At 54.7% G+C, this 19039-nt stretch carries 12 protein-coding genes; 11 read left to right on the forward strand and 1 reads right to left on the reverse strand.

Annotated elements, in window-relative coordinates:
- Positions 1–579: 579 nt before the first annotated feature.
- Entirely contained in the window at positions 580–1590 is a 1011-nt protein-coding gene (locus HQN87_RS09445) for a LacI family DNA-binding transcriptional regulator (RefSeq protein WP_173131162.1), read from the forward strand.
- 280 nt (positions 1591–1870) lie between these two features.
- On the opposite strand, the gene HQN87_RS09450 is transcribed toward HQN87_RS09445, so the two are convergent.
- On the reverse strand, positions 1871–2068 hold the full coding sequence (locus HQN87_RS09450) for a hypothetical protein (RefSeq protein ID WP_173131165.1): 198 nt from the start codon (positions 2066–2068) through the stop codon (positions 1871–1873).
- 373 nt (positions 2069–2441) lie between these two features.
- On the opposite strand from HQN87_RS09450, the gene iolC reads away from it, so the two are divergent.
- The 10 genes from iolC (at position 2442) to HQN87_RS09500 (ending at position 18864) form a co-directional block, all read left to right on the forward strand.
- The gene (gene iolC, locus HQN87_RS09455; protein WP_173131168.1) at positions 2442–3452 is read left to right on the forward strand and encodes a 5-dehydro-2-deoxygluconokinase; all 1011 of its coding nucleotides are present in this window, start codon (positions 2442–2444) and stop codon (positions 3450–3452) included.
- A gap of 110 nt (positions 3453–3562) precedes the next feature.
- On the forward strand, positions 3563–5023 hold the full coding sequence (locus HQN87_RS09460) for a CoA-acylating methylmalonate-semialdehyde dehydrogenase (RefSeq protein ID WP_173131170.1): 1461 nt from the start codon (positions 3563–3565) through the stop codon (positions 5021–5023).
- 25 nt (positions 5024–5048) lie between these two features.
- Positions 5049–7058 (forward strand): 3D-(3,5/4)-trihydroxycyclohexane-1,2-dione acylhydrolase (decyclizing), encoded by a 2010-nt coding sequence (iolD, locus tag HQN87_RS09465; protein ID WP_173131173.1) that lies wholly within the window; start codon positions 5049–5051, stop codon positions 7056–7058.
- Positions 7059–7119: 61 nt separating this feature from the next.
- Complete coding sequence (iolE, locus tag HQN87_RS09470; protein ID WP_173131433.1) at positions 7120–8016, forward strand: myo-inosose-2 dehydratase; 897 nt, start codon at positions 7120–7122, stop codon at positions 8014–8016.
- Positions 8017–9882: 1866 nt separating this feature from the next.
- Positions 9883–12135 carry a helix-turn-helix domain-containing protein gene (locus tag HQN87_RS09475; protein ID WP_173131176.1) on the forward strand — a complete coding sequence of 751 codons (2253 nt, stop codon included), beginning with the start codon at positions 9883–9885 and terminating at the stop codon, positions 12133–12135.
- 391 nt (positions 12136–12526) lie between these two features.
- Positions 12527–14137 carry an extracellular solute-binding protein gene (locus HQN87_RS09480; RefSeq protein ID WP_173131187.1) on the forward strand — a complete coding sequence of 537 codons (1611 nt, stop codon included), beginning with the start codon at positions 12527–12529 and terminating at the stop codon, positions 14135–14137.
- Between the two features lie 138 nt (positions 14138–14275).
- Positions 14276–15115, forward strand: coding sequence for an ABC transporter permease (locus HQN87_RS09485; RefSeq protein WP_246553683.1), 840 nt, complete (start codon positions 14276–14278; stop codon positions 15113–15115).
- Positions 15116–15140: 25 nt separating this feature from the next.
- On the forward strand, positions 15141–16013 hold the full coding sequence (locus HQN87_RS09490; RefSeq protein WP_173131193.1) for a carbohydrate ABC transporter permease: 873 nt from the start codon (positions 15141–15143) through the stop codon (positions 16011–16013).
- A gap of 37 nt (positions 16014–16050) precedes the next feature.
- A complete protein-coding gene (locus tag HQN87_RS09495; RefSeq protein ID WP_173131196.1) occupies positions 16051–16995 on the forward strand; it encodes a sugar phosphate isomerase/epimerase family protein in 945 nt (314 codons plus the stop codon).
- An 87-nt stretch (positions 16996–17082) separates the two neighbouring features.
- Positions 17083–18864 carry a hypothetical protein gene (locus tag HQN87_RS09500; RefSeq protein ID WP_173131199.1) on the forward strand — a complete coding sequence of 594 codons (1782 nt, stop codon included), beginning with the start codon at positions 17083–17085 and terminating at the stop codon, positions 18862–18864.
- The last annotated feature ends 175 nt before the right edge of the window (positions 18865–19039 follow it).

The following is a 19039-nucleotide window of genomic DNA, read 5'->3' on the forward strand; positions in this document are numbered from 1 at the left end:
GCGTAGCGGAGGCCTTTTGACGCGGGGATACACAAATTATTGATAAGCACAGCGGTGCACATCTGAAAAAGCCCCGGAGCGGGCAGCGGCTGGAGGACTCGCGATTCTCTGGAGTGAAATGCTGAATGCTGAATGCTGAATGCTGAAATGCTGTAGTTATTGCAACTTGTGTTCATAGATAGCCGGGTGCCCGGGAGAGATGTTGCAGAGAATACAAGAATAGTCTTGCTACAATTGCTTAGAGAGGGCGAAATTCTGCTTTTGAGGCAACAATGATGGATTAGAGCCGATTGGGGTGAAGGAATGTTGCATTCTGGTCAGGAGTTTAATCTGGACAGGATTTCAATAAGGAGGAAGTCCGAAGGCAGAACAAGGAAGCTGAGTCCAGAATAAGGAAGTCTGAATGCAAGCCAAGGAAGCCGAATCCAGAACAAAGAAGTCCGAAAGCAGACATTGTCTGAGTTTCTGCGGTCTCTATTTTGCGGAGGAGGCAGTGTGCCGGATAGATAGACACCGCCGGAGGACTTCCTTATAATCGAGTTATAAGAAGGCTAGAACGCAAAGGCGGGCTTAATAACGATGAAACCTACGATCTATGATGTGGCAAGGGAAGCGGGCGTCTCCATCGCTACCGTGTCCAAGGTATTGAATAAGAGCGGACGGATCAGTATCAAGACACGGGAAAAGGTAGGGCGGATCATGGAGGAGCTGAATTATCAGCCAAGTATGGTAGCTTCCGCTCTGACCAACCGCCGGACAGGAACCATCGGGCTGATGATTCCCGATATTGCCAATCCTTTTTTTGCTGAGACGGCCCGTGGTATCGAGGATTATGCCCAGGAACAGGGCAGTGACTTAATCGTGTGCAGTACGGACCGCAGTGATGAGAAGGCTGCACGGTATATCTCGCTGCTGCTGCGCAAACGGGTGGACGGCTTGATCATTGCGTCTCATCCCGGGAATCCTGAGCTGATTCGCGGATTGGTGGCCGATCATGTGCCGCTCGTGCTGTTCTCAGCCGATATCCGCAGCTTGGAGAGCCATAGTGTCACGGTGGATGATTATAAGGGCGGCTATCAGGCAACAGAATATTTACTGGCCCTCGGCCACCGCAGGCTGGGGATTATCTCCGACAATCTGCCGGGGAGCAAGCTGCGTGTGGAAGGTTTCCTGGATGCGCTGAAGGCGGAGGGAATAGCTTGTGACAATCCGGCTAACATGATACACACCTCGGCCACACTGGAGAACGGCCGCACGGCAGCAGCAGAGATGCTCAACCAGGCCGCAGACATCCGCCCTACAGCCATCTTTGCCTGCAATGACCTGCTGGCGATCGGGGTGCTCAAAGAAGCCCGCAGTGCCGGACTCTCCATTCCCCGCGACCTGTCTGTAGTAGGCTTCGACAATACGGTACTGGCAGAAATCTGCCATCCCACATTAACCAGTATCGCCCAGCCTTTGCGCGAGATGACAGAGCAGGCGATGATTCTGCTGAATGAGTCGATCAGTAATCCGGCCAGCCCCAAGCGGAAGATTATGCTGATGCCGGAGCTGGTAATCCGCCATTCTACAGGCCCGGTTCCGCGATAAGGAACTCATAGGCTCGGCAGCACCCGTGTGACCCTCAAGCAGAAAGGCTGCGCCGTCCTTCAACAGGATGGCATCCGTTTCAGCGAGAAAGATAAGGAATATCCATTGTGCGAAGCATATCAATTCTATATTTGAAGGATAGACCCCACTTTGTGGGGTTTTTTGCTGAACCGGAGGCTGTCCTATGAAAGGACGGCCTAGCGGTTCCTACTTGTGAAACAAAGCTAAAAGCACCCAGAGAACAAGTTGGACAAACCTGGAAGTTAGAGTAATCGGGTAGTTAGAGTAAGCTGGAATTAGTTGGATTTTCTCCACTTGCTAATGAATGAATGGACGCTGCCAAAACAGTAGTTGGATAAATGACACTTAAATTAGCATAATTTCCCCAAAGTAGCGAAACTGCCGCCAGTAGATGCTGTTTATCCACTTGCTTCCGTCTATCTCTTAAAAATCGGCGGATTAAGATACGTTTTTCCACCTATTTACTGTGAGAGCTGGAATACCCCGATGTTCTCTCATTAGCTTAGTTTGCAATCCCCCCGTTTGTTATCGCTTTCAAATTGATCATTGCCAAATGTCTTGTTCTAATCTATACTAAAGAGGAAAATTAGGTTAAGCGCTTACCCTCCCCCCACGAAAAAAGAAAATAACTTTCTGAGAAAGAACAACTGGCCAATTAATCAACTATTCAATCGACCAATCAACTAACCAAATAAGCAAACAAACGTTAAACAACCAACCAACCAACAACCAAGCAACAACCAACAACCAATCAACAACCAACCAATCAACCAACAACACGCGGTCACTCAACGACCTTATTCCCTAAGCTCGATCAAGGAGGCATCACTATGAACGGTTTACAGTTCGACCCTACCCGGCAGATGGATCTAATCGCCGTTGGCCGGCTTTGTATAGATCTGAACGCCAATGAAACCGGGAGACCGATGGAAGAGACGATGACCTTCACCAAATATGTCGGCGGCTCTCCGGCTAATATTGTCATTGGTGCAGCGCGGCTGGGTATGCGCACCGGCTTCATCGGCAAGATTGCCGATGACCAGATGGGCCGCTTCATCCGCAGCTATCTGCAGAAGGGCGGCATAGATGACAGTCAGGTCTGCGTCGACCGGACGGGTGCGGTGACGGGGCTGGCTTTTACAGAAATTAAAAGCCCGCAGGAATGCAGCATTCTCATGTACCGGGATCATGTGGCTGATCTCCTGCTGAAGCCGGAGGAAATCTCGGAGGAGTACATCCGCAGCTCCAAAGCGCTGCTCATCTCCGGTACCGCTCTCGCGCAGAGCCCTTCCCGTGAAGCGGTGTTCCTGGCGCTGGAGTTCGCCCGCAAGCATGGGGTTACCGTGTTTTTTGATCTCGATTACCGGCCGTATACCTGGACATCAGCCGCTGAAACAGCGGTCTACTATAACCTCGCTGCCGAGAAAAGCCACTGCATCATCGGCACGCGCGAAGAATTCGACATGATGGAGAATCTGTATAATCTGGCTGGTGCCGATGATCAGGCAACGGCAGCCCGCTGGTTCGCGCATCAGGCGGAGCTGGTGGTCATCAAGCATGGCGGCAGCGGCTCGATCTCTTATACAGCGGATGGTCAGAGCCATAGAAGCGGTATTTTTCCGGCTAAGGTGCTGAAGACGTTCGGTGCAGGTGATTCGTATGCGTCAGCCTTCATCCACAGTCTGATGAACGGGCATAGTGTCAGCGAGGCGATGCGGCGCGGCAGTGCGTCGGCATCCATCGTCATCTCCCGCCATAGCTGCTCCGATGCCATGCCAACCCTCAATGAGCTGGAAGACTTCCTGCTCTCGAACGAGGAGATTACATCAGGCGCACAATAAGCGCATATGCGGGGGACGGAAGGAACCGGCGGCGATTACACATTCAGGCAGCAGCAGAACAGACGGAATCATTACCAGCAGACATCAATAGAGCCGAAGGAGTGGACAGAATGACAGTATCAACTGCACAAATACTGAAGAATTATATTGACGGACAATGGGTAGAAGCGGATACAGCGCAGACGGAGCAGGTAGTTAATCCGGCGACGGGTGAGGAGCTGGGCAGAGTTCCCCTGTCCTCGAGAGCCGATGTGGACCGGGCGGTGGCGGCGGCCAAGGCAGCTTTTGCCGGATGGTCCACCACACCGGTGCCGCGCAGGGCACGGATTCTGTTCAAATACCAGCAGCTGCTGGTCGAGAATTGGGAGCCGCTGGCGAAGATCATCACGCTGGAGAACGGCAAAAGCTTCAAAGAAGCTTACGGTGAAGTGCAGCGCGGCATCGAATGTGTAGAATTCGCGGCAGGCGCCCCGACGCTGATGATGGGCCGGCAGCTGCCGGATATTGCGACTGGCATTGAGTCCGGTATGTACCGCTATCCGATAGGGGTGGTCGGCGGGATTACTCCGTTTAATTTTCCGATGATGGTGCCCTGCTGGATGTTCCCGCTGGCGATTGCCTGTGGCAACACCTTTGTGCTGAAGCCCTCGGAGCGTACACCGCTGCTGGCGGCACGCCTCGCTGAACTGCTGGAGGAAGCCGGACTGCCGAAGGGTGTGCTCAATGTGGTGAACGGTGCGCATGAGGTGGTGAACGGCCTGCTGGAGCATCCGGATGTGAAGGCGATTTCTTTTGTCGGATCGCAGCCGGTGGCGGAATATGTCTACAAAAAAGGAACAGACCACCTGAAACGCGTCCAGGCGCTGGCAGGAGCGAAGAACCATTCCATCGTACTGGCGGACGCGAACCTGGAGGCTTCGGCTTCCCAGATTGTGAATGCGGCCTTCGGCTCTGCCGGGGAACGCTGTATGGCCTGTTCTGTGGTAACGGTGCAGGAGGAAGTGGCCGATGAGCTGATCTCCATCCTTTTGCGTGAATGCAACAGCATGACTATCGGGAATGGCCTGGCGGAGGATACGTTCCTTGGGCCGGTGATCCGGCAGGGGCATAAAGACCGGACGGTTGCCTACATTGAACAGGGGATCGCCGAAGGGGCGAAGCTGCTCAGGGATGGCCGGGAGGATGCTGCGGTGCAGGGAGCGGGTTATTTTATCGGGCCAACATTGTTCGACGGAGTGACGGAGGAGATGAAGATCTGGCAGGAGGAGGTCTTTGCGCCGGTGCTGTCGGTCATCCGGGTGAAGGATGTCGCCGAGGCGGTGGAGATTGCGAACCGCTCACGGTTTGCGAATGGAGCGTGTATCTTCACCAATGATGGCGGCAAAGTCCGCTACTTCCGCGAGCATATCGAATCCGGGATGCTGGGTGTGAATGTTGGCGTACCGGCACCGATGGCCTTCTTCCCGTTCTCGGGCTGGAAGGATTCATTCTACGGCGATCTTCATGCGAACGGAAGCGACGGGGTAGAATTCTATACGCGCAAAAAAGTGGTCACCGCCCGTTGGCAATAGGTTGAAGATGAAGGGAGGACATCAGGTGGAACGGATCAAATTAACGACAGCGCAGGCGCTGGTTAAATTTCTGAATCAGCAATATGTCGATTTCGGCGGCGGGCCGGAACGGTTCGTGCACGGTGTATTCACTGTGTTCGGACATGGCAATGTACTCGGACTCGGGCAGGCTTTGCAGGAAGCGCCGGGGGAACTGACGGTCTATCAGGGACGCAACGAGCAGGGAATGGTTCATGCGGCGACCGCGTTCGCCAAGCAGAGCCGCAGGCGGAAGATTATGGCCTGTACCGCTTCGGTAGGGCCGGGGGCGGCCAATATGCTGACGGCTGCCGCTACAGCGACGGCGAATCAGATTCCGGTGCTGCTGCTGCCGGGGGATACTTTTGCCACCCGCCAGCCGGACCCGGTGCTGCAGCAGATGGAGCATACTTACAATCTGTCGATCTCGGTTAACGACGCCTTCAAGGCCGTAAGCAAATACTGGGACCGGGTCTGCCGGCCTGAACAGCTGATGTCGGCTATGCTGAATGCAATGCGGGTGCTGACGGATCAGGCGGATACCGGGGCGGTAACCATCGCGCTGCCGCAGGATGTACAGGGGGAGGCTTGGGAGTATCCGCTTGATTTCTTCCGCAAAAGAGTTCACCGCGTCCTTCCCCGGCTTCCGCATCCGGCTGAGATCGCTGCTGCTGCCGAGCTGATTGCGGGCAAGCAGCGGCCGCTGCTGATCTGCGGCGGCGGTGTCCGGTACAGTGATGCCGGAGAGGCGCTGCGCGCTTTTGCAGAGAAATTCGCCATCCCGTTCGGAGAGACGCAGGCCGGAAAAAGCGCGGTCGCCAGCAGTTTCGAGTACAACCTCGGCGGTATCGGTGTCACCGGCAACGGCTGCGCCAACGCGCTGGCCCCGGAGGCTGATCTGGTGATCGGCGTCGGCACCCGGTTTACGGATTTCACCACAGCCTCGAAGAGTCTGTTCAGTCATCCAGAGGTGGAGTTCCTGACGCTCAACGCCTCGCCTTATCACGCGGCTAAGCTGGATGCGCTGGCTGTTGTCTGCGATGCTGCAGAAGGATTGAACGCGTTAGCCGCAGCGCTGGAGGAGCGGGGATACCGCTCAGCGTATACGGATGAGATTGCAGAGGCCAAGAAGGCTTGGGGCGCGGAGAGAGAACGTCTCGCCGGTGTAGAGTATCCGTGGAATGCCGGAGATGAGCGAAGCTTGCAGGGTGGCATGACGGAAGGCGGCGTTAAGAAGGGTCAGGCTGATCGCGCAGCAGATTCTTTTATTCCAGAGGTGGCCGGTCATCTTGACGAGAAGCTCTCCGAGTATGCCGGGGTGCTGGGTACTTCGCTTACACAGACGCAAGTGCTGGCGATCATCAATGACACCATTCCACAGGACGCAATTGTTATTGGAGCCGCAGGAAGTCTTCCGGGAGACATGCAGCGGATGTGGAACTCGGAGGTGCCGGATACCTATCATATGGAATATGGATTCTCGTGTATGGGCTATGAAATCTCGGGTGCGCTGGGTATCAAAATAGCCGAGCCGCAGCGCGAGGTCTACGCGCTGGTCGGCGACGGCAGTTACCAGATGCTGCATTCCGAGCTGGTAACCAGCCTGCAGGAGAACCGCAAGATCAACGTCATTCTGCTGGACAATGCAGGCTTCGGGTGCATTAATAACCTGCAGATGGAGCAGGGAATGGACAGCATGGCGACGGAATTCCGTCACCGGGGTGCGGACGGCCAGCTCAGCGGTGAACTGATGCGTATCGACTATGCCGCGAGCGCTGCCGGTTATGGGGTTCAGACCTTCCGCGCGGCCACAGCCGGGGAGCTTCAGGCTGCTCTGGCGGCGGCCCGGAAGTCGGAACGCTCTACGCTGATCGACATCAAGGTGCTGCCCAAGACGATGACCCATGGCTATGGGGCCTGGTGGAATGTGGGTGTAGCTGAAGTATCCGGCAGTGAGGCAGTGCAGGCAGCCTACGCGCAAAAATCCAACGAACTGAAGAAGGCCCGCAGCTACTGAGGGTGCATGATGAAGATGAAGCCTGCCATACTTGGGATTGTGGAAGGGGAAGAACAAGATGATGTTCCGAGAACATGCCGTCCGGCTGGCCATTGCTCCGATCGCCTGGACGAATGATGATATGCCTGAGCTTGGGCAGGGTAATACCTTCGAGCAGTGCATCAGCGAAATGGCGCTTGCCGGGTATCAGGGCAGTGAGGTGGGCAATAAATACCCGCGCTCCCCGGCGGTGCTGCGCCGGGCCTTGGAGCTGCGCGGTCTGGAGATCGCCAGTGCCTGGTTCAGTGCGTATCTGACGGTACGTCCGTATGAGGAGACGGCAGAAGCTTTTTGCATACACCGTGATTTCCTGCATGAGATGGGCGCCAAAGTCATTGTAGTGTCCGAACAGGGACGGAGCATTCAGGGGCAGATGGATACGCCGCTGTTCGCTGAGAAACCGGTATTTGACGATCAGGAGTGGGCGGCGCTTGCGGCTGGTCTGGGCGGACTGGGGCGGCTGGCGGCTGAGAAGGGCATGACACTGGTGTATCACCATCATATGGGGACCGGTGTGCAGACGGCTGCGGAAATCACCCGACTCATGGAGCTTACCGACCCTGGTGAAGTGTCGCTGCTGTACGATACGGGGCATCTGGCCTTCTCCGGTGAGAACCCGCTGGAGGTGCTGCGTGGGCATCTGCCGCGGATCAGGCATGTGCATCTGAAGGACATCCGGCCGGAAGTGGTCCGGCAGGTGACTGCGGAGAAGCTGAGCTTCCTCCAGGCGGTAAAAGCTGGAGCGTTCACTGTCCCGGGGGATGGCTGTATTGCGTTCGGGGAGATTTTTGCCGAGCTGGCTGCCTCGCCTTATACGGGATGGTTCGTCGTCGAAGCGGAGCAGGACCCGGCGCTGGCCGACCCGCTGGAATATGCCATCAAGGCACGGCGTTATATCCGGGAACTCAGCGGTTTATAGCAGTTTATAAGTCATATAGGTGGCAGCCTTTATGGCGGATGGGTGAGAGAATGCGGGGGTACACGGCTGCGGCTGTGTGTACTCCGCTTTTTCATGGATTCCCAGCGTATCGCCTACTTCCAGCCGCCACCTAGCCGCCTACCCCACCTTCAGACGGGTGAAGTTATCCTTCCGCATCTTCGTGCAGTCCCCCTCAACCACCAATCTGTTGGAAGTGGGCGATACGCTGGAAGGAAAGGAATAAATCCCTCTGAGTTTGCTAGAAGTGGGCGATACGCTGGGAGGAGAGGGATAAATGCCTCTGAGTTTGCTGGAAGTAGGCGATACGCTGGAAGGAGAGGGATAAATCCCTCTGAATAAGCTAGAAGTGGGCGATACGCTGGGAGGAGAGGGATAAATCCCTCTGAATTAGCTAGAAGTGGGTGATACGCTGGGAGGAGAGGGATAAATCCCTCTGAATTAGCTGGAAGTAGGCGATACGCTAGAAGGAGAGGGATAAATCCCTCTGAATTTGTTGGAAGTGGGCGATACGCTGGGAGGAGAGGGATAAATCCCTCTGAATTAGCTGGAAGTAGGCGATACGCTAGAAGGAGAGGGATAAATCCCTCTGAATTTGTTGGAAGTGGGCGATACGCTGGGAGGAGAGGGATAAATCCCTCTGAATAAGCTGGAAGTAGGCGATACGCTGGAAGGAGAGGGATAAATCCCTCTGAGTTTGCTGGAAGTGGGCGATACGCTGGGAGGAGAGGGATAAATCCCTCTGAGTTTGCTAGAAGTGGGCGATACGCTGGAAGGAGAGGGATAAATCCCTTTGAGTTTGCTAGAAGTGGGCGGGAGGCGCACCTGAGGAGCAAAAGTGCACCTCATTCCGCCAAAAGTCGGCGGGAGGCGTAACTGAGGAGCAGAAGTGCACCTCAATCCGCCAAAAGTCGGCGGGAGGCGTAGATGAGGAGCAAAAGTGCACCTCAATCCGCCCAAAGTCGGCGGGAGGTGGAAATGAGGAGCAAAAGTGCACCTCAATCTCCCGGAAGTCGGCGGTAGGCGTAGATGAGGAGCAAAAGTGCACCTCAATCTCCCCGAAGTCGGCGGGAGGCGTAACTGAGGAGCAGAAGTGCACCTCAATCTCCCGGAAGTCGGCGGGAGGTGGAAATGAAGAGCAGAAGTGCACCTCATTCCACCGAAAGTCGGAGGTAGACGGGAAGGAGTGGGTGAGAAATTACATTTTTAAGGGGAACGCCCTCCATCCCTTCCGTCACTCGCCGCCACATCCCGGTCCCCGCCGCAGATCCCTTTAGGCTATATAAATGTACATGTAAGTTTATGAATTTCGTGACTCCAGAGAATGTTAGGCCGCCGGCTGCTGCCCTAATAATCTATATAACTCCATCGTTTCTGCTGGTATTTGCCCACCGGATGTTTCCACATATATCCACACCAAGTGTGCTTAACCCAAGCAGGCGGGGCATATGAGGCTGGCGGGGAAGGAAGCTGTGGCGAGTTGACTTTATCTGGTTGGCTGGACCGGGAGTGCGTATGCTATAATGGCAGGAATTCGCACAGAGTTATACTCCTACCGCTGCATCAGAGTTACTATAATGCCAGCATCAGAACACCTATAATCGCTGCATCAGAGTTACTATAATGCCAGCATCAGAACACCTATGGCCGCTGCATCAGAGTTACTATAATGTCAGCATCAGAGTTACTATAATTCCTGCATCACAATATCTTTAATCACTACAGCAGAATGTGTATGCCCCTCAGCAGAATGTCTGCATTGGCAGCAGCTTCGTTCTGGGCGGTGTTTGTGTTAGAGCGGCCGGACTGCGGCCTGGTATATTGAATGGTTGTGGAGGAGGTTGTCTATTGTTTCGTACCTGGTATCGCCGATTGCTGCTGTCCTATTTTCCTATTTTTTTGCTGACGGTGACGATTCTGATCTTTGCCTCATTTGTGTTCATTAACGATATCTCCCGGATGGAGACGAAGAAGGCCGACCGCATCTCAGCCAGCTATCTCAGGGATAGTGTGGACCGGACGATCAAAGAAGCCGAGTTGTCGGTGCTGGAAGCGGTGGAGCGAACCGATATCTACAAGCTCTATTTCAATAATCAGGGCGAGCCGGACCAGGGAACGGTCTATGCGGTTGCCCAGAGTCTGCGCAATATGATGAAGGAATCCTCGTATATTCAATCGGTCTATTTGTATGACCGTGTCCATGGAAGCGTTTTAACGGAGTCAGGCTTGAAGGAGCTTGAAGGATTCTTCGACGAGGACTGGATCAAGGCCATGACCTCTACTCCAGTAGTGCCGGAAGGGTGGCAGCCGGTCAGGGAGTATAATTCCGACCAGTTTCAGCGTACTCCCATCCGTGTGCTGACTACCAACAAAGCGATGCCGCTTCCCTTCGGCTCCGGGGGGATGCTGGTCATCAATATCAAAATGAGCGCCGTAGAGCAGCTGATCGACAGCATGGTCAACCAGCAGCTTTCTTTCATGACCATTCTGGACAGCAGCGGGAAGACGGTATATCAGGCGCATTCCGATACTGAAGGTGCCGCCCATGGCAAGCTGCTGAATACGCTGAATCTGGATCGAAACGGCTGGACGTTCGCAAGCGGAATCAAGGCGGGGAACCTGTTCAACTGGGTTTCTGTAGTCTCCTATCTCTGGGTAGCGATTGCCGTCGGGACCGTAGTATGTGCGATATTGTATCTGATCTATGTGACCCGGCGCAATTATAAGCCGATCCAGGTGATTATGAACCGGATTGAAGGCCATCAGATCCGCATGATGGACCAGTCCACCGACAGGCCTGACGAGATGATGCTGATTGACGGGGTGCTGGAGGATCTGATCAACCACATGACCGATTATGATAAAAAAAGCAGGGAGAACCTGCTTCTGCAGCGCAGCAAGCTGTTCACCGATCTGCTGCACAGCGAGCGGCTGGAGCAGGTGACCCAGCGGCTGGAGGAGCTGTCGCCGCTTACCGGCGCCGAGGCCTCCTCACGCTTCATGGTTGTATTAGCTGAGATTAACCGGTATGAGCAGGTTTTCGAGGACCGCTATACCCGCGGCGACCAGAATACGCTCAAGTTTGCCCTGATGAATGTGTTCCAGGAATTGGCGCGGAATGCGGAGCTGCAGGGCTGGGCAGAGTGGGTAGGAACCGAACGTGCCGCGATTCTCTTCCTGGCAACCGGCAGCGATGAGGAGATGGCGGCCAGAATCCGCATCTTCACGGAGGACTGCCGCTCCTGGGTGGAGCAGAATCTGCGGATCTCGCTCAGCTTCGGGATTGGCTCTGCAGCCGCCGGGCCGGCCAAGATCCGGGAGTCTTATGCGGCAGCCGAATATGTCATGCAGCATAAGCTGCTGATCTATGGGGATATCGCTCTGGCCGAGAGCGGCGAAGCGCGCCAGCCGCTGCTGGAGACGTATAAATATCTGCAGATGATCGCAGAGTTCGTGAAGCACTTCCGCATGTCGAGCGGACAGTGGCGGGAGCAGCTGGAGCGGATTTTTGAGGCGTTTGAGCAGGACTTCCTGAAGGACGAAGAGATCCGTTCCTTAATCCAGGCTATGCTGCAGATGCTGGGCCGGGAAGTAGCCGTGATGTCCGAGCAATTGCAGGACGAGCTGTCGGCGGAGAATGCGCAGGTTCGGCTGAAGCAGCTGGAAGAGGCCGAGGCGATTCATGAAGTGAAGGCTATTTTATTCGAATATGTCACCGATTTATTCCGCACCTATGTCTCGGTCAGCGAGACCAAAAGCTACCGGGCCATGGTCAATGAGATGAAGGATTATATCGAAGAGAATTTCGCCAATCCCGATCTGTCGCTGAAGCATCTGAGTGACCGGTTCCAGGTCTCCGGCAAATATGCCAGCTATCTGTTCAAGACAGAATTCAAAATGAAGTTCGTGGACTTCCTCACGGAGCTGAGGATGAAGGAAGCGGAGCAGCTGCTGGCGGAGACGGATTATTCCCTGCAGGATATCGCGCTTCAAGTAGGGTATGCGAATGCTATTTCGTTCGGCAGGGTATTCAAACGGATTGCCGGCATCACGCCGGGCGATTACCGCTCCTCGAAACGCCGCGAAGCCTCCAGAACCTGAGCCGCAGGCTGGGACACAAGCTTCAGCATGGTTACATCAGCTACACTCCTGTACACCCAGGCCGCATCCCTCGTCCGCTAACCTCCGAAAGGGTGCGAACAGCGATGCGGCCTGTATTTTTGCCGATGTGAAAGCGGTTTATCGTACGAAAATCGTTGGTCGGATAAACCGGATGTCCGAATTAAGGTGCTATTGCCCATCCGAAACAGGTTTATTGTCAGACCCGCCAAAGGTATGGAATACTGTGGTCATCCCGAAGCAACAAGCAAGCAGCCTTGAACACCACAGGCCGGTATTGCTTGAGGGACACCGCTAAGAATCGGGCACTATAGAAGCTCGGGGGTATCATGAAGTCACCATTATAGCCTGCTAAGGCGAGGGAGATGGAACAATGACAGTGAACGTAAACCAAAGAGTTCTGAAGAAGGCAATCGGCATCGGATTGACCGCAGTAATGGGGGCTACGCTGCTTGCAGGCTGCTCCTCTGATGGCAAGAGTAATTCAGCAGCCGGAGGTACAGAAGCACCCGGTAAAGCCGAACGCGTAACTCTAAAGGTGGAGATCTTCGACCGCGGTAAAAGTCCCAAGCAATACACCATTACCAATAACTTTATGTCCCAGATGATTCAGAAAAATTTCGGTGATCCCAATAACATTGACGTTGAGTTTGTACCGGTCCAGCGTTCAGAGGAAGTTACGAAGCTGAATGTACTGATGGCGAGTAACTCCGATGTGCCGGATATTGTCTTTACTTATGATTCCAGCGTTTTCTACCGTTATGCCCAGCAGGGCGGTCTGACGGATGTCGGTCCCCTTCTTGAAGAGCATGGTCAGACGTTGAAGAAATTCATTGGTGACGAGACGATGGCTTTCGGCCAGCTCGACGGCAAGCAGTTCGCCATACCGGGCAAACGGGCCATCACGGGCCGCTACGCCTCCTACATCCGCCAGGATTGGCTGGACAAGGTGGGTCTTCCGGTACCGAAGAATACCGATGAGCTGTACACTACTTTGAAAGCGTTTAAGGAGAAGGACCCGGGCGGGCTTGGCACCAAAACCATCCCGATGGGGATGTCACTTGGCTCTGCTCAGTTAGAGACCCTGATCTACTCCTTCATTAAGCCGATCAGCGGCGATCTGACCTACAGCCAGCGCTACGAGCTGCCGCTGCATGAGGGCTTCAAGGATGCGGCACAGTTCCTCAACAAGCTCTACAATGAAGGGCTGGTCAGCAAGGACTTCAGTCTGGATGAAGACAAAGCCCAGGTGTCCAAGGACATTCAGAACGGCAACGTCGGCTTCTTCTCCGAGGATGTGGATACCTTGTTCTATGCTGACGGTACGCTGGATAATCTCTACAAGAATGTACCGGGCAGCAAGCTGCTGCCTGCGGATATCCTCACCAATGCCAAGGTGGACAATAAGTATATCAAATCCCGCTATGCCTCGAACGGCATGTACATCATGATCCCTAAGAGCAGCAAACGTGCAGTGGAAGCGGTGAAATACCTTGACTGGATGGCGACAGGCAACAATCTGATTGACATCTACAACGGTGTTGAGGGCGAGAACTACGATATGGTGGACGGCATCCCGGTCGTTAAGGCTGATGTATCCCAGGAATTCCAGGACCGTCTGTTCACTTCCGGGGACACCGCGATTATCTCCAACGGCAAGAACCTCGGCGACCAGGCTATGAATGAGAAGGCATGGATCAGCGGATTCCCTGTGAACAACCAGGAACCGTTGAAGCAGTCGATCGACATTGCCAACACGGATACCGTGGGTCCTATCGTCTTCGGGAAGCCGATTGAAGCAGAATCGAAATACGGCACTACGCTCAGCGACAAGCTCAACGTTATTATCGTGAAGACCGCGATGGCGAAGCCGGATCAATTCGATGCTATATTCGAGCAGGAAATGAAGGACTATATGTCTCTGGGCGGAGACAAGCTGAAGGCGGAGCTGGAGCAGGCGCTTACAGAGATTTCAGCCAAATAAACTAAAAAAAAGTGAAAACCGGGGGGAGCTGGCATGCTGCTCTGCCCGGTTTTTTCTCCATAGGAGGAGAGTAACTTGAGCAAAGCGTCCTACATCAGACGGTACTGGCAACTATACGCGCTGCTTTCACTGCCCATTATGTATTTCCTGATTTTCCGCTACGGCCCGATGTATGGGGTACAGATTGCCTTCAAGGATTTCAACCTGTTCCAGGGAATCAACGGCAGTGAGTGGATCGGCTTCGACGCCTTCCGCGAGGTCTTTGGCATGAAAGAGTTCTATAGCAGTCTGCGCAATACGTTTTTGTTGAACTTTCTGGATTTGATAGTATCTTTCCCGGCCCCGATTATTCTGGCCATTATGCTGTATGAAGTGAAGTCGGTATGGTTCAAAAAAATATCACAGACCCTTCTCTACATTCCCCACTTTATTTCCTGGGTGATTATCGGAGGAATCGTCTATCAATTGTTCGGCAACCAATCCGGTATGGTGAACGGTTTGCTGGAGAGCATGGGGCTGAACCCCATTCCTTTTTTGACCGAAAAAAATCCATGGCTGATTACCTATCTGTTCACTGGTGTCTGGCAAAGTGCCGGCTGGGGAACCATCCTGTATCTGGCAGCGCTTACCGGTGTCAACCGCGAGCTGTTTGAAGCGGCCGAGGTGGATGGGGCGACCAGAATGAAGAAGATCCGCTACATTACGCTGCCCAGCATCAAACCTACCATTATTACCCTGCTGATTCTCAACCTGGGGAAAATGGTCAGCATCGGCTTCGATCGTCCTTACATCATCGGGAATACGGCAGTGCGTGAATATTCTGATGTGCTCAGTACCTTCGTCTACCGGATTGGTCTGGAATCGGGCCAGTATACGCTGGCGACTGTAGTTGGATTGTTCCAGGCAGTGGTTGGACTGGTATTCATCCTTGGCTCCAATTATATATCGAAAAAAGTGACCGGCGACGGCATTCTATGATCATGAAGAAAGGAGGCGGAGTCCTATGAGTGAACGTACCTCAAACCGGATATTCGATATCGTTAATGTGACCTTTATAGCCCTGTTCGTACTGTTTTGTCTGGCTCCGTTTGTACACGTGATTGCGGTGTCCCTCAGCTCTACGCGGGCCATTACCTCGGGGGAAGTAACGATTTTCCCGATTGAACTGAACTGGAAGGCTTATGTGCAAGTCTTTACTGACAGTGCAATGATCCGCTCGCTGATCTTCACTATTATCCTGACCGTGGCCACTACGGTATTATGTATGCTCTTCACCATCGCAGCCGCCTATCCGCTGACCAAAAGCAAGCTGAAGGGCCGCACCATGTTCATGTATCTGATCATCATCACCATGTTCTTCAGCGGCGGGATTATTCCCGAATACCTGCTGATCCGTGATTTGCATATGATTGATACGGTCTGGTCGCTGATTCTGCCCGGTCTGGTCAGCCCGTTCAACCTGATTATCCTGATCTCGTTCTTCCGCAGCATCCCGCCGAGTCTGGAGGAATCAGCCGAGATCGACGGCAGCTCGCATTTCCGCACCCTGATGAAAATCGTCCTGCCGTTATCCATGCCGGTTATGGCTACACTTGCGCTCTTCTACGCGGTTGGCCGCTGGAACGGATTCCAGGATTCCCTGATGTATATCAATAATCCCGATCTGTATCCGCTTCAGCTGAAGCTTTTCCAGATGGTTCAGAACAATATGATCTCTGAGCTGACACAGCTGGAGGGGGCTGTCCGCGCCAAGCTGCCGCCGGAGAGCCTCAAGGCTGCTACTGTCGTCTTCGCTACCGTTCCGATTCTCGTAGTCTACCCATGGCTGCAGAAATATTTCGTCAGTGGTGTTATGCTTGGTGCGGTCAAGGGCTAACCTGCAACACTGCGGTATAGGGAAAGGAGAGAAGGATATGGAGGATAAAGGCGAATTCTCATTCTCCACCTGCTGGAACATCAGACGTCACACTACAGGTGACGGGATGCTGAATGAGATCCGGGGGCTGGGCTTCCGGCGGGTGGAGCTGAATTATAATGTGACGGAGGAAATGCTGGCTGCGATCGAACCGATGCTGGAGCGCGGGGAAATCGGCGTATCCAGTGTGCATAATACCTTCCCCCACGTGGCGGACCCTGATTATGGCACGGATTCCGTGCTGCTGGGCTTCGCAGACAGGGAGAAGCGGAAGCGGGCAGTAGACCTGCTGGTCCGTTCGGCGGAATACGCCCATCGCTACGGCGGGGAAGCCGTGGTGGTGCATCCCGGCGAAGTACCTTTTCCGGGGGATATCTCCGGGGAGCTGGAGCAGCTCTACGGCGGGCAAGGCAAGGAATCGGCGGCTTATCGCAGGAAGTGGGCAGAGCTGATGGAACGGCGTGAAGCCTATAGCGCAGGTTATGTGCAGACCATTATTGAAAGTCTGGACGAAGTGTGTAACCGCGCGGTGTCCAAGGGGCTGAATGTCCGCTTCGGCATCGAGACCCGCTCCAAGCCGCAGCAGATTCCCACGCTCGCGGAAGCTAAGACGATAATCAATGCTTTAAAAGGAGCGCCAGTCGGCATCTGGTATGATACCGGCCACGCCATTATGATGGACCGTCTGGGACTGTACGACAGCATCGGGGAGATGGAAGGGCTGATGGATGACATCGTCGGTGTCCACATCCATGAGACGATCGGTCTCTCCGACCACTGGTGTCCCTATGTGAACAGCGGGAATCCCGATTTCTATGACGCCTATCTGCCGATGATTGAACGGGCCCAGGTCAAGGTCTACGAGCTGAAGGCAGCCTGCCGCCCGGAAGAGATTCATGAGAGCCACCGTCTGCTTACGGCTAAGCTGGCGGGCAGGGGATAGGCTGAACAATAAGCAAAAGAAGAAATCTGGGGATGGGCAGCGGCCGGAAGTCCTATATAGCAAGATTTTCTGCAAGGAGGAAGCACAATGTATAAGCAACTGGTGGATAGCAATGACAGAGCGGTAGAACAAGGGATTCCCCGGCAGGTGCTGGATCAGGAAAGTCTGTATTATGGTGGGACCATTGAACCGCATACGGGGATTGCCTGGGTGAATCATACCACCGGCACTCCAACGGACATGTGTTATTGGGGGGCCGCTCTGGTGAACCCGGATTCCAGATACTACCGGGATGAGGAGCTGCTGGACCGGCTGAAGCTGGCCACAGAGTTTGTGCTGCGCTTCCAGCATAAGGACGGGTCCATTTCTCCGGGCTGGACGAACTATCATTCTCCGCCGGATACGGCTTTTGTCGTGGTTGGCTACGCCCAATTGTATCAACTGCTGCTGAAGCAGGAGTGGCCGCCGCTTCAGCCGGTTCTCGCCAATATGCGCCTGTTCCTGGAGCGGACTCTTCCCGTCATGCTTACAGGCGGGATTCATACTCCGAATCACCGCTGGGTCATGTGCGCGGCCCTTGGGTTTCTTCATGAGCTGTTCGGCGGGGAAGAGGTCCTGCAGCGGGCGGAGCAGTGGCTCGCGGAAGGCATGGACATTACACCGGACGGGGAATGGACAGAGCGGAGCAACGGCATCTACAGCGCAGTCAGCGACATCATGCTTATACATGCCGCCCGGCTGCTGAATAAGCCGCAGCTTCTGGACCCGGTCCGGCGGAACCTGCACATGATGGTCTATCTGGTCCATCCTTCGGGCGAGGTTGTGACCGATTATTCCGGCCGGCAGGATCTGGGGAGCCTGCATGATCTGTCTCCCTACTATTTGCCTTATGCCATTCTTGCCCGGTCCGACAAGGATGCCGTACTGGCCGGCATGGCCGAATGGGCCGGGCGTTCACTTCAAAATCCGGGCGTTTGCTCGGTGAATGCCCTGGTGCGGATGTTGCTGGAGCCGGAGCTGCAGCAGCCGCCGGAGACAACGGCGGAGCTTCCGGTACAGTATGAGAGAATACTGAACGGTGAGTTCCTGCGGAACGGTTATCTGGAGCGGATGGAGTCCGCCGGGCATCAGGGGCGGATCTACCACAGCCGTCTGCATACCGATTTCGGGGCGCCTGTGGCCCGGCTCAGAGACGGGAAGACCAGCGTGACACTGATCACGGAGACGCCCTCCTTCTTCGCGATGCGTCACGGTGCCGTAAGGCTGCTGGCGGTGCAGCTAACCTCCAGCTTCAATCCCGGCTTCGTGCCGATGCAGGAGATGACCAGACTGCCGGACGGCTACCTGCTGAAGGGCGTGCAGAAGAAAGGCTACTACGGACCGGTTGAAGGAGCGCTGCTTCCGCCGGAAGCTGCTACAGAAGTAAGTCCCTGGTATCTCCTCCCGCATCAGAGCCGTCCCCTGACCCATGAACAGACGCTCTCCGTGGAGACGGAGATACACCGTACAGCGACAGGCTGGAGCCTCCGGCTGCATTGCGAGGAGCCTGCACAGGTTATGGCTCAGCTATCCTTCAACTTCGGCTGGGAGGGCAACCTCACTTCGGGAGGGCTGGAGACGGCGGGTGAGGATAACATTACTTCGGGAGAGTTGCGGAAGGTGGACGAGGGTAACTCACTATGGAGCGGAGGACAGTTCCGTTATAGTTATGGCGGTGACTGGATTGATTTTACAGGTGGGGAAATGGCTCATCTGGGCGCTACGGCCCGTGAGCCCAGGCCGCCTAAAAACTACAAGTCGGTCCTGGTGAATCTGGTGACCCCGTTCGACAAGACATTTACCCTTACCCTCTCTCCTGCTAAGGAATGAGATATTATCGTGTAGACGAAACGGTCAGCATCAAGATGCTGGCCTCTTTGGGTGTGTGTAGATAGTGCTACCTCCGATCGCGCTTTAATCTGCTGAACTGGTCGATCCCATCGATTCCACCGCAACCCGCCGAACCCACTGAACTCGCTGGATTCGCTGATCGCACTGAGCCCGT

It is taken from the genome of Paenibacillus tritici (assembly GCF_013204885.1).
GTDB lineage: Bacteria > Bacillota > Bacilli > Paenibacillales > Paenibacillaceae > Paenibacillus_AQ > Paenibacillus_AQ tritici.

Coding starts and splice junctions, on each gene's coding strand:
- HQN87_RS09445 (WP_173131162.1), top strand. CDS start 580: ATGAAACCTACGATCTATGATGTGGCAAGGGAAGCGGGCGTCTCCATC.
- iolC (WP_173131168.1), top strand. CDS start 2,442: ATGAACGGTTTACAGTTCGACCCTACCCGGCAGATGGATCTAATCGCC.
- HQN87_RS09460 (WP_173131170.1), top strand. CDS start 3,563: ATGACAGTATCAACTGCACAAATACTGAAGAATTATATTGACGGACAA.
- iolE (WP_173131433.1), top strand. CDS start 7,120: ATGTTCCGAGAACATGCCGTCCGGCTGGCCATTGCTCCGATCGCCTGG.
- HQN87_RS09480 (WP_173131187.1), top strand. CDS start 12,527: ATGACAGTGAACGTAAACCAAAGAGTTCTGAAGAAGGCAATCGGCATC.
- HQN87_RS09485 (WP_246553683.1), top strand. CDS start 14,276: ATGTATTTCCTGATTTTCCGCTACGGCCCGATGTATGGGGTACAGATT.
- HQN87_RS09490 (WP_173131193.1), top strand. CDS start 15,141: ATGAGTGAACGTACCTCAAACCGGATATTCGATATCGTTAATGTGACC.
- HQN87_RS09495 (WP_173131196.1), top strand. CDS start 16,051: ATGGAGGATAAAGGCGAATTCTCATTCTCCACCTGCTGGAACATCAGA.
- HQN87_RS09500 (WP_173131199.1), top strand. CDS start 17,083: ATGTATAAGCAACTGGTGGATAGCAATGACAGAGCGGTAGAACAAGGG.